Raw genomic sequence first — 14014 nt, forward strand, 5'->3', positions numbered from 1 at the left:
GATGAAGAGTGCCAAGCAGAACTACATCACCATCGGATCCGACGGAACGGTGCTGCCCCAGGGCAAGCCGCGCAAGGCGGCCGAGCCTATCGGCGAATCGGCCGACGTGGCCTACCGCCTTGCGCGCATGGCCGAGGAGGCCGCCGCTTCGCTTCCCATAGCGCCGAACGCGCACGATGCTGCCGACGCGGCCGACTACACCGCCGTGCCGCGGGCGTTGGCCACCGCCGCCCCGCGCACGCCGAAAGGCGCCGGGGGGATCGATGCGGGCTCCAAGCCCGTCGCGCTCGTCATGGCGCGCCCGAAAACCGCGAAGCGCCTGATGCAGGCCGTGGGCGATGCGGGTTTCGCCGCCTGCGCAGTGTACACGCAGGATCATCGGGGCGATAGCCACATCAAGCTCGCCCAAAGCGCGGTGAGCCTGGGCGAGAAGTACTCCGACGCGCTGTTCTGCAACGGCCATGCCGTGCTGACGGCCATCGACTCCTGCGGGGCTTCGGTGGTTCTGCTGTGCGACGAGGCGCTGCCGCTGGCCGAGGTGGACAGCTTTCTCGCTCGCACGGCGGCTCGCGGCGTGCGGGTGTTCCGCCCGCTCAGCAATGACGCGCCGCTTCTGGGCTGGGTGCTGTGCACTACCGACAAACCCGCTATCGACGGCGATTCGTGGCGCGCGTGCCCGCACTGCGGCCTCAAGTTCGACGGCCCCAGCCTGGCCGCCGGCCATTACGTGTGCCCCGCTTGCGGCGGTTACCTGCGCATGTCGTCGAGCGAGCGCATCGACGACTTGCTGGATGCGGACAGCTTCGTGGAATGGAACCGCACGGTTCCCGAAACCGACCCGCTCGAGTTCCCCGGCTACCTGGGCAAGCTCGAGGCTCAGCGCGAGAAGACGGGTCTGGAGGAGGGCGTGCGCACCGGCGTCGGACGTATCGCGGGCTTGCGCGTGGCCATCGGCATCATGGAGTCGCAGTTCTTCATGGGCTCGATGGGCTCGGTCGTGGGCGAGAAGGTGGCGCGGCTCGTGGAGCGCGCGACCGACGAGCGTCTGCCCGTGGTGGTGTTCACCGCGTCGGGCGGCGCGCGCATGCAGGAGGGTCTCGTGTCACTCATGCAGATGGCGAAGGTGTCGTGCGCGCTGGAGCGCCATGCTGCGGCGAAGCTCCCCTACATCTCGGTGCTCACCGATCCCACGACGGGCGGCGTGACCGCGTCGTTCGCCATGCAGGGCGACGTGATCCTGGCCGAGCCGCGCGCGCTGATCGGCTTCGCGGGCCAGCGCGTCATCAAGGACACCATCAAGCAGGAGCTGCCCGAAGGCTTCCAGACGGCCGAGTTCGCGCTGGATCACGGGCTGATCGACGCCATCGTGGAGCGCGGCGAGCTGCGCAGCGTGCTGGCTCACTTGCTGGCGTTGCACCTTGCCACGGCATCGGCTGTGCGCGGCGAGCAGGAGCACGAGCCGGGCGATCGCGATATCCTCGTCAGCTACGAGGCGGTGCGCGAGAACCTGGCCAGCGGCACCGATACGTACAACACGGTGACGTACGGCGATTTGACCGTGGGCGGCGGCTTGCCTTTCGCCGGAGGGGTGGACTCGGCGCGCGCCAAGCTGCGCGGGCGCATGGCGGCCGTCACCGAGCGCTTCGACCGCCGCGGCTCCTCCATGCGCAAGCGTTTGGAGAAGGCGCTCAGCACGGGCGGTTTCGATGCGGAGGCCGGCGTGTCTTTGGAGGACGCGTCCGCTGCGGCGCGCGAGGCCACTGCGCCCACGTCGAACCGCGCATGGGAGAGCGTTCAGTTGGCGCGCAACGTGCATCGTCCCACGGCGCTCGCCTACATCGACTCGTTCGTGGACGGGTTCATCGAGCTGCACGGCGATCGCATGTTCGGCGACGACGGCGCCGTGGTGTGCGGCCTCGGCTGGATCGGGGGTCGCGCGGTGACGGTGATCGCGCAAGAGAAAGGACGCGACCTCAAAGAGCGCATCGCGCGCAACTTCGGCTGCCCGCAGCCGGAGGGCTACCGCAAATCTTTGCGCCTCATGCGTCAGGCCGAGAAGTTCGGCCGCCCCGTGGTGTGCCTCGTGGACACGCAAGGCGCGTTCTGCGGCATGGAGGCCGAGGAGCGCGGGCAGGGCAACGCCATCGCCGACAACCTGCTGGCGCTCGCGGGCCTGCGCGTGCCCGTGGTGAGCGTGCTGTTGGGCGAGGGCGGCTCGGGCGGCGCGCTGGCGCTGGCGCTGGCCGATCGCGTGGCCATGCAGGAGCACGCGGTGTACTCGGTGCTGTCGCCGGAGGGCTTCGCGTCCATCCTGTGGAAGGATCGCACGCGCGCCGCCGAGGCGGCCGCCGTCATGAAGATGAGCGCGGCCGAAGCCTGCGAGATGGGTATCGTGGACGCCGTGCTGTCCGAAGGAGCGGGCCCTGCGCATGAGAACCCCGAGCAGGCGGCCGAGGGCGTGCGCTCCTACGTGTGCGCCACGCTTGACGAGCTATGCGCAACGCCGACCGACGAGCTGCTGCGAGCCCGCTACGAACGCTTCGGCAAGTTCTAAGCCGCGCCTCATCCGTCCAGCAAATCGAGCAGCTCCTCCTGGCTCAGGCTCGCCAGCGACACGCCGCCGGCGCCGATCACCTGGTCGGCGAGGTCGGTCTTCGCATCCTGCAAATGCAGGATGCGCTCTTCGACGGTGTCCTTCGCGATGACCTTGTGGACGCTCACCACCTGCGTCTGGCCGATGCGGTGCGCGCGGTCGGTGGCCTGGTTCTGCGCAGCGGCGTTCCACCAGGGGTCGGCGTGCACCACCACCGACGCGCCGGTGAGGTTGAGCCCGGTGCCACCCGCTTTGAGCGACACGAGGAACACGGGCGTGTCGTCGTCGTTGAACGCGTTCACCAGATCGAGCCGGCGCTTCTTCGGCGTGGTTCCCGTGATGGTGAAGTAGGGCACGCCGTGCGCGTCCAGCACTTCGGCGATCAGCGAAAGGAAGCTTGTGAACTGGGAGAACACAAGCGTCTTCTCGCCGGCGTCCATGGCCGATTCCACGATCTCTGCGATGGCGTCCAGCTTTGCCGCGTGCCCGGCGTAGTTCTCGTACAGAAGGCGCGGGTCGCAGCACAGCTGGCGCAGCTTCGTCAGCTCGGCGAGCACCTCCACTTTGCGCTCGTGGAACTGCTTGTTGTTGCGGTTGTTCTTCTGCAGGGTCAGCGCGTCGCGCAGCTGCTGCTCGTGGGCGGCGTACAGGCGCTGCTGCTCGGCCTCCATGGGGACGTACACCACCGATTCCAGCTTGTCGGGCAAGTCTTGCAGCACGTCGGCCTTCAAGCGGCGCAGCATGAACGGTGCCACGAGGGAGCGCAGACGGCGGGCGGCGTCCTCGTCGCCTCCGGTGATGTCCAGCTCGAAGTGCTCGCGGAAGCGCATGTAGGATCCCAGAAGCCCGGGCATGAGGAAGTCGAAGATGCTCCACAGCTCGCTCAGACGGTTCTCCATCGGCGTTCCGGTCAGCGCGAAGCGGTGGCGCGCCCGCACGCGCTTCGCGGCGCGCGCCGTCTTGGTGGCGTGGTTCTTCACGTACTGCGCCTCGTCGAGCGCGCAGCAGTAGAATTCGCGCCGGGCGAAGTCCTCCGCGTCGATGCGCAGCAGGTCGTAGGAGGTGATCAGCACGTCGCAGCAGCGCCCGTCGCGGGCAAGCTCGCTTTCGCGTGCGTCTCTCTCGCACGCCTCGGCGCGGATGCGCATGCGCTCGCGCTTGGCGCCCACCGCGGCGCGCACGTCTAGGGTCGGGGCGAAGCGCTCGAACTCGGCCATCCAGTTGTACACGAGGGAGGCGGGGCACACGATGAGGCTGGGCCCAACGGCGCGCGCCTCGCTCTGGCGTGCCAGCAGAAACGCGATGAGCTGCACCGACTTGCCCAGGCCCATCTCGTCGGCCAGGATGCCGCCGAGATCGCGGTCGGCCAACGCGCTCATCCAGCGCAGCCCTTCCGCCTGGTAGGGGCGCAGCGTGGCGGCCAGCTGGTCGGGCACCGGGCACGGCTCGCCGGCCGATGCCCGGAAGCTTTCCAGGTAGCGCATGAACGAGCGGTTGCGCTCTGCGCCCTTGAACTGCTCGTCGAGGTAGAACGCGTGGTAGGCGGGAAGCTCCACCGCGCCTGCGGCCAGCTGTTTGGGCGTGAAGCCGAAGTCCTCCGCAAGGTGGTCGAGCTGAGCGAGGTCGTACTCCGTCAGATCGAGGTACGCACCGCTCTTCAGACGGTGGAAGCGCTTGCGCCGCCGGTAGCTCGCCAGCAGCGCCGCCACCTCGGCCGGGGGCAGGTCGTCGGTGGACACGGCCAGGTTGATGAGGTTGCCCGCCAGCGAGATGCCCACCGAGATGCGTGGCTTCTTGTCTACGAGCAGCCGGTCGAACGCGGGCGTGGTGAACGCCTGGCCCAGCGCCTGGAACTGGACAAGGCCGCCGAACACGAGGTCGGCCACCGCCGTCTCGTCGCTCAGCATGATGGATGGGGGAGCTTCTAATGTGTCGAAATACTGCTTGACCAGCCGCCTCGCGCGACCCTCCAGCTTCTCGTCGCGCAGGGGGCCCGCCTCGTCGCGAGCGGGGGAGTCGAGCAGCGGATAGCGGCGTTCGCCGTACACGGCTTGCGCGTCGCAGGTGACGTCGCGGTCGGTCTTGTCGAAGTAGAACTCCAGCTTGCACGGCACGGGGCGGAACAGCCCGATCTCGGTCGGCGTTTCCACATGGAGGCGCTTCTCGATGGCGGGCAGCACGGTGGCGCAGAACAGGGGCATGTCGGCGAGGCTGACGAACAGGCGGGCATCGTCGTTCTCGTACACGGTGCGCAGGAAGCCCGCCGTGCGCGCGAAGTCGGCCGAGCAGCGGAAGAACGTCTCGCCCTGCCACAGGTACATGCGGTCGCCCTGCGCCACGAAAGGCAGCTCGTCGGCTTCGATGGCGTAGCCGCCGTCGTCGGTGCGCCGCACCGAGACCTCGACATCGGGGTCGGCGCTGACGACATGCGCGCGGGTGAGGGAGCGCGTTCCGTAGTCGGTGCCTTCGACGGTGAAGGGGCGGCCGTCCAGCAGATCCAACAGCTCGATGAGCTCGTAGTCCGACAGGTCGAGGTCGCGTCCGATCTCGTCGCGTCCGCGGTAGCGCCAAAACGCGCTGCCGGGGGCCTGCTCGCGCAGCGCCACGGCGCGGTCGAGGAACCGGGCGATGGGGCGCGCCGACTCGGCGAGCATCGCCGGGACGTGCGTGAACGCGAGCTTCTTGCCGTAGGAGAACCGCTCGCCGCGCCGCATGCGGCCGACGAAGTCCGAGATGCTCTTCATGACGTAGGAGCCCTGGGGGCCGACGACCTTGAAGTGCGCCGACCACGACCGATAGCCGTACACGACGGTTGCTTCCAGATCGATGCCGCCCTGTTCCTCAGCTTCTGCAGCGGCTTTGCTGCGCTCCATGAGCTCGAGCAGGCATGAAGACGTGGTCGGCGCGCGATGGGCTCGGTAGCCCATGAACTTCTCAGGCGCGTCCAGATACGTCAACGCCAGAGCCACGCAGTGCTTGCACATGCCGTCATACTCGCGGTAGGCGGGGCAGGTGCAGGCGTAGTCGACCAGGTCGCCTTCGTCCTCGTCGAAGGTGACGGAGGTGCGGTAACGGTCGTTCCAGCCGCTGCTGCTGGCAACGAACGCGGACAGCGTGGTCTCGGGAGGGTTGTAGCGGACCTGCTTTGTGAGGATGTTGCGGTCGGAGGCTGCGATGGACCGTGCCCGTTGCAACGTGCGCGCATGGCAGTGCCTGCTGATGTCGTCTTCGGATAGCATGCGGTGCGGCGGCCCTCCCTCGAAAGCATTGCAGAACATCCGTACAATGGTACCAGAAATCCAGAACCGTGCGCGCCGCGTTGGGCGAACGCGGGTGTTCCCTGCGTCCGTTCGGAATGCTATGCTGTCCGCAATCGCTCCTCGCAGGGAAGAGCGCGGGTGTAATTCGCGGTGAACGAACGGATGGTGCCATGCTCGCGCATGCAGTCGACGCGTCGGAATCCTCGCAGCCTCGGCAAGGGGTGCGAGGCCTCGTCATCGCCACGTTCGCCTTCGTCACCGTGTTCGCCGCTTCGGCTGTGCCTATCCCTTTGTACTCCGAGTACAAAGGGGCGATCGGGCTCACCGACGCCGACATCTCCGCCACCATGCTCATGTACCTGTTCGGCGTCGTGCTGACGCTGTTCTTGTCGGGATCGCTGTCCGATGCGGCGGGACGGCGCCCCTTGGCGGCGGCGTCGCTGCTGCTTGCCATGCTCGGTTGTTTCCTGTTCTTGAGAGCGGCCGATCCGACGATCGTGCTGGTTGCGCGAGCCGTGCAGGGCGTGTCGTGCGGCTTGGCCATGAGCGCCGTTTCGGCGCTGGTCGTCGATTCCGCCGTGGGGCGCTACGAGGGGTTCGGGCTGGCGGTGGCCGGTTGCGGCGCGCTGCTGGGCGTGATGGCGGGCTCGCTGGCCGTGGGGTTCTTGTCCTTGGTCACCCAACAGCACGCGCTGATCTATTGGATCATGATCGCGTTGCTGGCGCTGGGCGCGATCCTCATTCCCGCGGCTCCCGAAACGGTCGTCAGCCGCGTGCCGCTGCGAACCGCCTGCAAGCCGGTGATCGGCGTGGATGCGAAGCTGCGTGGTGTGCTGCCCATCGCCGCGTGCGCCTACGTCGCGTCGTGGGGCGTGGGCACGTTCTTCCAATCGTTCAGCTCGCCGGTGGCGGCGGAATGCTTCGGTTCGAGCGACCCGTTCATGGCATCGGCTATCCTCGCGCTGTCGATGGCGCCCAGCGCGTTGGGGGCGCCGCTTGAGGCGCGCATGCCGTCGGGCGTGTCGTTGCGTGTTTCGATGGCGGCGCTCCTCGTGTTCACGTGCGCGATGTGCGTAGCGATGGCGGCCGGGGCTTTGGGCGCTTTCCTCGTGCTGGTGGCGTTGTTCGGCCTGTCCACGGGCATGTGCCTGTCGGGCAGCCTGCGCCTCTTGTTCGCGCGGGCCGACATGCGCAGCACGGCGACGGTGGTGTCGACCATCAATCTCATCGGCTACACGGGATCGGCGGTTCTTAGCGGGATGATGGGCGCGCTCGTGGGCGCGACGACGCTCGTGGGCGTGCTTGCGGCGCTGGCCATGTTCGCGGCCGTCGCCACGGTTCTAGTGTTCGCGCGCACGCGCTAACGCAGCGGAGTCGCGGGCTTTGCTATACTGGGTTTTTCGACGAAACGAGGACGAGCGATGCCGATAGCCGTGAGCGCATGCCTGCTGGGGGAGCCGTGCCGCTACGATGGGAAGTCGCGTCCCTGCGAGGACGTGCTGAAGCTGCACGACGCTTGCGAGATGGTTCCCGTGTGCCCCGAGGTGCTGGGCGGGCTGCCTGTGCCGCATGCCCCCTGCGAGATCGCCGCCGCCGAGCGCGCGCTGCGCGTGACGGACGCGGACGGGGTCGACGTCACGGACGCGTTTTTGGCCGGAGCCGCCAAGACGGTGGAGCTGGCGAAGGAGCAGGGGTGCAAGCTGGCCGTGCTCAAGGCGAAGAGCCCTTCGTGCGGATGCGGCCTCGTGTACGACGGCGCGTTCGCCGGCGAGCTCGTGCCCGGTTACGGCGTGGCGGCGCGCGCCTTGCGCGAGGCGGGCGTGCGGGTGCTCGACGAGGTGTGGTTCGCGGCTTGTGTTCGGGCCGGCGAGGCGCGGCATCCCGGTTGTCCGCCGGCGATTCTGGCGGAGACGTCGGGGGAGTGCCCTGCGCTCGAGACCGAGCGCCTCGTGCTGCGCCCGCTCGTTTCCGACGATATCGACGACGTGTACGCCTACTGCAGCGATCCCGCCGTCGGGCCCGATGCCGGATGGGCCCCGCACCGCACGCGCGAGGACTCGCGCATGTTCGTGGAGGTGATCGCGAGCGAGCCTCATGTGTTCGGCATCTTCGAGAAGACGGGCGCGGGGACGGGAGCCACGGGGCCGTGCATCGGGTCGATCGGCCTCATCCGCGATCCGCAGCGGCGCAACGTCGACTGCCTCATGCTGGGCTATGCGCTCGCGCGCACGGCATGGGGGCGGGGCTGCATGACCGAGGCGGCGGACGAGATGCTGCGCTACGGCTTCGAGGAGCTGGGGCTTGGCCTGATCACGTGCACGCACTACACGTTCAACGATCGTTCGCGCCGCGTGATCGAGAAGGCGGGCTTCGTCCACGAGGGCACCATCCACGGCGCCGAAGCAACCCCCGACGGCCTCATGCAGGACTTCGAATCGTACTATTTTCCCCGCGAGCTTTGGGATGAGGCGAAGGGACGGGGCTAACGTCTCATTTCGAGGTCGACCGCGGCCAGCTTGTCGACGAGCTTGCGGTAGATCCGGTCGCGCATCCACGGTTCCGTCGATGCGGCCAGCGCCTCGTCGAGGTCCATCCAGCGCACGCCGCTGTTCTCGTCGGGCTTGACGCGCAGCGGGTCGTCGGGCGACGCGACGGCCAGATACGTCACGTTGAGGTGTACATGCGAGCTGACGTAGCGCCCGCGTTTCTCGTGCCCGTCCACGGTGAGCACCTCGAGCGAGAAGATGTTCCCCGGCCCGCACGGCACGATGCGCGCGTCGGCGACGCCGGTCTCCTCCTCCAATTCGCGCAGCGCCACCTGTTCCAGGTCGCGCTCTCCGTCGGCGTGCCCGCCTATCCAGCTCCACGACCCGTACGTGTTGTGGAACACCATGAGCGTCTTGGTCGCGGTCGGGTCGACCGTCCAGATCGAGCACGTCATATGCGCGAGCGAGTCGCGTTGGAAGACCCGCGGGTCGGCTTCCAGCTGTCGGAGGATAACCTCGCGATCGGATGCCTCCTGCTGGTTGAAGGGTTGGTAGGAGCGTATGTCGGTGGTGAGGGACATGGGGGTATTGTACAACCCGGTTGTTCTTCGGGCATGCTTCATGCACCTGTTTTTTGGATTAGACATTCTTTCAATGATAAACGAAAACGCTTTTCTGCAAGTCCCGCTTGGGGGACATGCGAAAACAGTTTCCAGAGTATCATCGAGAGCTATAAAAATGATTAGAGAGCTTATGCATGTCAAGATGAGTTATATTTTATAGCTGAACGGCGCGCGATTGCGCCAACTGACGGGAGGTATTCATGTACGTATCCCATGTTGCCGAAGATGGGCGTATCGAAGAAGTGGCCGACCATCTTCGCGAGGTGGCCGAGATGGCGGCTGAATTCGCGCGGCCGTTCGGAGCCGAGTCTTGGGCTTATGCGGCAGGCATGGCCCACGATATCGGCAAGTACTCCGCAGAATTCCAGAACCGCATCCTCCGTGACGGCCGCAAGGTGGACCACTCCACGGCGGGGGCTTATGAGCTATATGAGCGGGCCGGGTTGCCACTGCTCGGCTTCTGCATCGCGGGACACCACGGAGGCCTGCCCGATAGCGGATCATTGGCCGAACCGGATGGACCGTCGCTGATAGGACGCTTTCGCAAAGCGGAGCATCGCCAGCTTCCCGACTATCGCGCTTATGCTCGCGAGGTCGAGCTGCCCGAGACGGAATCGGTCACTTTCGACAACATGGCTCATTTCGATCCCTTCTCGATCGCCTTTTTGACGCGCATGGTGTTCTCGTGTCTGGTCGATGCGGACTTCCTCTGCACGGAGCGCTTCATGAAGGGGTCGGCGCGCGAGCATCTGAACGCCGATTCGCTCGAAACATTGAACGAGCGCCTCGAGTGCGTGATCCAATCGTTCTACCCTCCTCGAACCGAACTCAGCAAGACGCGTTGCTCTATTCTGGACGCGTGTGCCGAATCGGCATCGGATGCTCCAGGCGTTTTCTCGCTCACGGTTCCCACCGGCGGCGGCAAGACGTACGCCTCGCTGCGCTTCGCTTTGCGGCATGCGCTCTCTGACGGGCATAATATGCGACGCGTCATCTATGCGGTACCCTACACGTCGATCATCGAGCAGAACGCCGAGGTGTTTCGCAAGGTGGTCGGCGCGAACAACGTTCTCGAACATCATGGCAACTTCGATTTCGATAATGCGGGCGAAGATGGAGGGCTGTTGCGACTTGCGACGGAGAATTGGGATGCGCCCGTCGTGGTCACAACGAATGTGCAGCTTTTCGAATCGCTGTACGCCAGCAAAACGTCGCGTTGCCGCAAATTGCACAATATCACGAACAGCGTGATCGTGCTCGACGAGGCTCAGATGCTCCCTGCGAAGCAGCTGCTGCCTTGCGTGCGGGCGCTGGCCGAGTTGGTTCACCGCTATGGATGCACGGTAGTGCTCTGCACGGCCACCCAGCCGTCGCTAGACAAGATGTTCGGTTTGTACGGATGTCCGGTGCGCGAGATCGCTCCCGAGCCGCAAGCTCTGTACGAGCGTTTGCGGCGCACTGAGTATCGCTTCATCGGCAAGATCGAAGATGCGGTGCTCGCTGACAGGTTGTCTTCTCGTGAACAAGTGCTTTGCGTCGTCAATAGTCGAAGTCAGGCGAAATCCCTCTATGATTTGGTGCAAGCGTCGTCGGATGACGGAGACGGCGTGTTCCATCTGTCCACGCTCATGCATTCGGTTCATCGAGAGAAGGCGCTCGCCGAGATACGCCTGCGGCTGGTTCGAGGAGAAACCTGCAGGGTGATCGCAACGAGCTTGATCGAGGCCGGTGTCGATGTCGATTTTCCTATCGTGTACCGCGCGCTTGCCGGAGTGGACAGCATGGTTCAATGTGCTGGTCGATGCAACCGCGAGGGAAGGCATCCTGTTTACGAGAGCGTCGTCTACCTGTTCGAGCCGGGTACGGGGTACGGCGTTCCGAATGATATTAGTCAAAAATGCGCGATCGCGCGTTCGGTAATGCTGGAGATGGGGGTCGACATCCGAGCTGCCGAGGCGGTGGAAGAGGGTGTCGCATGCGATATCGGTTCGCTTGGGGCGATCGCGTCGTATTTTGAACAGTTGCACGATATACGCCGCGACCGGCTGGATGCGGAAGGCGTGCTCGAGGACCTCACGGAAATTGGTCGGGCGGAGTTCCATGAAGGCAAGTCGGTTCCCCTTATCCCCTTCAAGCATGCCGCCGATCGCTTCCGTATGATCGAAGACGGATCGTGCTCCATCATCGTTCCTGATCCCGCGATAGCGCAGCAGCTTCACGAGCTTCGCGTGGGAGTCGCTTCCCGGGGTTCGATGCGCCGGGTGGCGCGCTATTCGGTGAGTCTCTACGACAATGACGTCAAAGCGTTGCAGAGCACGGGTGCCATCAGATTGCTGGATGGGGATACATACGAGTTGGTGGATACCGGCCTCTACAGCGAAGAAACGGGACTCGATGCCTCGCAGGCTGGAGGAAAGGGCTTGTTCTTGTAGCGGCCGAAAAGCCGAGCTTTTTCAAAGTTGTACCAGAACAGTCCCACGCGTGCAGTTCGAAGCTGGTATGCTGCATGTATAAGCACCTTGATAATTTTATGAAATCAAGGATCTCGATCATCTGAAGAATCGAGCGGTAGAAAAGAGTAAAACGTACAGGAAGGAGGTGTCCTATGGCTTATGGCATTTGCGTCGAAGTATGGGGCGATCGAGCGCTCTTCACGCGTCCGGAACTTTCGGTGGAGCGCGTGTCGTACGACGCGATGACTCCCAGCGCTGCGAGAGGGCTGCTCGAGAGCATTTACTGGCATCCGGGCATGCGCTACACCATCGACCGTATCCATGTGCTCAATCCCATCCGATTCACGAACGTGCGCCGAAACGAGGTGAAATCGAAAGCGCTCGCCAGTACCATGCGCACGGCGGCGACAGGGGGAGGAAAGCTTCCCTATATCAATACGAAGGACGATATCCAGCAGAGGGCGTCACTCATCCTCATCGATGTTCGCTATGTTATAGAGGCTCATTTCGACCTCACCGACAAGGCCACGCCGGACGACAACGCTGGTAAATTCAAGGACATTATCAGGCGAAGGCTCGAACGTGGGCAGTGCTACTCGATGCCCTACTTCGGAACACGCGAGTTCCCGGCGCATTTCAAAGCATGCGAAGAGGTTCCGTCATCTTGCGGGTTCTATGCAGACGAAAGCGAACGTGACCTCGGCTTCATGTTGTACGACATGGACTACCGCGATCCGAAGAACATTGCCCCTATGTTCTTCCGCGCGGTCATGCGCAACGGGGTGATCGACGTGGCGGGAAGCGAGGTGTTTCGATGATCCTTCAAGCGCTGGTCGGCTTTTACGAGCAGCTCGCTAAAGAGCATCCTGAGAAGATCGCTCGGGTGGGGTGGTGCTCGCGTCAGGTGGCGTTCATGCTGGTGCTGTCGTCCGAGGGCGAACTGGTCAATGTTATTCCATCCGATGAGAAGCGCGGTTGGACGATGATGGTTCCCGAGCAGGTGAAGCGCACGGTGGGTGTGGCAGCGAACCTGTTATGCGACAACGCGACCTATCTGCTTGGCATCGATGCGAAGGGCAAGCCCGAACGCGCTCGGCAGTGCTTCGAAGCTGCGAGGGAGCGGCATCTCGCGTTCTTGCAGGGGGTTGGTTCTCCGTCTGCAGCGGCGATCCGCCGTTTCTTCGAAACGTGGAACCCTGAAGATGCGCTTTCCCGCGTGGCCGTTACGGATGCAGGGGAGGCTTTGCTCGCTGGAGGGAATCTCGTGTTCAGAGTGGACGGCAAGAACGCGCTGGACGATCCCGCCATCCGGTCGGCTTGGGAAAAGGCCTGCGAAAAGCCCTCGGAGGGCGCGGCTGTTATGACCTGTCTAGTATCGGGCAAACAAGCTCCTATTGCCCGGCTGCATCCCGCCATCAAGGGCGTTGTGGGCGCGCAGGCCATGGGTGCTTCGCTCGTCGGGTTCAACGCGCGAGCATTTGAATCCTACGGGCACGACGAAGAGCAGGGCCTTAACGCGCCGGTGAGCGAGTACGCGACGTTCGCTTATTCTACGGCGCTCAACTACCTGCTTTCAGATCGCAAGCACCATATGAGGATCGGCGATACGACAGTAGTGTACTGGGCTGACAAGCACGATCAGGCCTGCGTCGACATCATGTCCGATTTCTTGAATCCTCAAACAGGAGGTGGCGACGATAAAGACAACGAAAGCGGCAAAGGTGATCCCGATCGCGTCATAGACGCGGTTATGCAGAGACTTGCGCAAGGGCTTCCTATTGGGGAGGTCGATCCTGATGCCAACTTCTATGTGCTCGGACTTGCTCCGAACGCTGCTCGCTTGTCGGTTCGTTTCTTTCAGCGGGATACGTTCGGCGCCATGCTCGACAATTTGTACCAGCACTACGAGAGACTCGATATCGCGCGCGCTCCGTATGAGAAGAAGTACCTCGTGCCATACCGCTTACTGGTTGAAACCGAGAATCCGAATGCGAAGCAGCCGGCTGCCACATCGCTGCTTGGCGGTGCGCTCCTTCGCTCCATTTTGGGGAACCAGCGCTACCCGGAGGCTCTTTTCGAGCAGACGATCCTGCGCGTGCGAGCAACACAGGATAACGAGGAGCGGCGCACGCGCAAGGTGACGCGCGGTCGAGCAGCCATCATCAAGGCATACCTGATAAAAAACTGCAACCGAAGCGAGGAGGAGGTCACCGTGGGACTGAACGAAGAGCGTTCCGACGCTCCCTACGTGCTGGGAAGGTTGTTCTCGGTGCTCGAGAGCATTCAAGAAGCCGCAAGCCCCGGTTTGAATTCGACGATTAAGAACAAATACTACGATTCGGCGAGTGCCACTCCGAGCGTGATCTTCCCGATCGTGATCGGCTTGTGCGACAAGCACCTCACCAAGCTTTCGCGAGACAGCAAGGGGCTTGCCGTGCACTACGAGAAGATGCGCGGGGAGCTTCTCGGCAAGTTGGACGCGTTTCCCAAACGGCTCTCGCTTGAGGAACAGGGCGATTTCATCTTGGGATACTACCATCAAAACCAAAAGCGCTTTGAAAAGCGCGATGCTGAATCCGACCAGATCCAGGAGGCATAG

Annotated in this window: 8 protein-coding genes; 6 read left to right on the top strand and 2 right to left on the bottom strand. The window is 64.0% G+C overall.

Going from position 1 to position 14014, the window contains the following annotated elements; all coding sequences use genetic code 11:
• Nucleotide 1 precedes the first annotated feature (1 nt).
• On the top strand, nt 2-2554 hold the full coding sequence (locus tag GT613_RS04450) for an acetyl-CoA carboxylase carboxyl transferase subunit (protein ID WP_009304151.1): 2553 nt from the start codon (nt 2-4) through the stop codon (nt 2552-2554).
• 8 nt (nt 2555-2562) lie between these two features.
• On the opposite strand, the gene GT613_RS04455 is transcribed toward GT613_RS04450, so the two are convergent.
• Complete coding sequence (locus tag GT613_RS04455; protein WP_161172515.1) at nt 2563-5832, bottom strand: DEAD/DEAH box helicase; 3270 nt, start codon at nt 5830-5832, stop codon at nt 2563-2565.
• Nucleotides 5833-6023: 191 nt separating this feature from the next.
• Here GT613_RS04455 and GT613_RS04460 point away from each other — a divergent pair, with 191 nt between their 5' ends.
• Entirely contained in the window at nt 6024-7217 is a 1194-nt protein-coding gene (locus GT613_RS04460) for an MFS transporter (RefSeq protein WP_009304153.1), read from the top strand.
• 57 nt (nt 7218-7274) lie between these two features.
• Nucleotides 7275-8339, top strand: coding sequence for a GNAT family N-acetyltransferase (locus GT613_RS04465; protein WP_161172516.1), 1065 nt, complete (start codon nt 7275-7277; stop codon nt 8337-8339).
• On the opposite strand, the gene GT613_RS04470 is transcribed toward GT613_RS04465, so the two are convergent.
• Nucleotides 8336-8920, bottom strand: a complete 585-nt coding sequence (locus tag GT613_RS04470) for an NUDIX hydrolase (protein ID WP_009304155.1) — start codon at nt 8918-8920, stop codon at nt 8336-8338. The genes GT613_RS04465 and GT613_RS04470 overlap by 4 nt on opposite strands.
• Before the next feature lie 242 nt (nt 8921-9162).
• Between GT613_RS04470 and GT613_RS04475 the strand changes: the two genes are divergently transcribed.
• From GT613_RS04475 to cas8c, 3 genes are all read left to right on the top strand, one after another.
• Entirely contained in the window at nt 9163-11394 is a 2232-nt protein-coding gene (locus GT613_RS04475; RefSeq protein WP_009304156.1) for a CRISPR-associated helicase/endonuclease Cas3, read from the top strand.
• Between the two features lie 173 nt (nt 11395-11567).
• Nucleotides 11568-12233 (top strand): type I-C CRISPR-associated protein Cas5c, encoded by a 666-nt coding sequence (cas5c, locus tag GT613_RS04480; RefSeq protein WP_009304157.1) that lies wholly within the window; start codon nt 11568-11570, stop codon nt 12231-12233.
• Nucleotides 12230-14014, top strand: coding sequence for a type I-C CRISPR-associated protein Cas8c/Csd1 (gene cas8c / locus GT613_RS04485; RefSeq protein WP_009304158.1), 1785 nt, complete (start codon nt 12230-12232; stop codon nt 14012-14014). The genes cas5c and cas8c overlap by 4 nt, the downstream gene beginning before the upstream one ends.

Origin of the sequence: Eggerthella sp. BIOML-A4 (assembly GCF_009875575.1) — a bacterium.
Taxonomy (GTDB): domain Bacteria; phylum Actinomycetota; class Coriobacteriia; order Coriobacteriales; family Eggerthellaceae; genus Eggerthella; species Eggerthella lenta.

What these genes read in the sequence shown, in the direction of transcription:
- GT613_RS04450 (WP_009304151.1), top strand. Translation starts at nt 2, where the DNA reads ATGAAGAGTGCCAAGCAGAACTACATCACCATCGGATCCGACGGAACG.
- GT613_RS04455 (WP_161172515.1), bottom strand. Translation starts at nt 5,832, where the DNA reads ATGCTATCCGAAGACGACATCAGCAGGCACTGCCATGCGCGCACGTTG.
- GT613_RS04460 (WP_009304153.1), top strand. Translation starts at nt 6,024, where the DNA reads ATGCTCGCGCATGCAGTCGACGCGTCGGAATCCTCGCAGCCTCGGCAA.
- GT613_RS04465 (WP_161172516.1), top strand. Translation starts at nt 7,275, where the DNA reads ATGCCGATAGCCGTGAGCGCATGCCTGCTGGGGGAGCCGTGCCGCTAC.
- GT613_RS04470 (WP_009304155.1), bottom strand. Translation starts at nt 8,920, where the DNA reads ATGTCCCTCACCACCGACATACGCTCCTACCAACCCTTCAACCAGCAG.
- GT613_RS04475 (WP_009304156.1), top strand. Translation starts at nt 9,163, where the DNA reads ATGTACGTATCCCATGTTGCCGAAGATGGGCGTATCGAAGAAGTGGCC.
- cas5c (WP_009304157.1), top strand. Translation starts at nt 11,568, where the DNA reads ATGGCTTATGGCATTTGCGTCGAAGTATGGGGCGATCGAGCGCTCTTC.
- cas8c (WP_009304158.1), top strand. Translation starts at nt 12,230, where the DNA reads ATGATCCTTCAAGCGCTGGTCGGCTTTTACGAGCAGCTCGCTAAAGAG.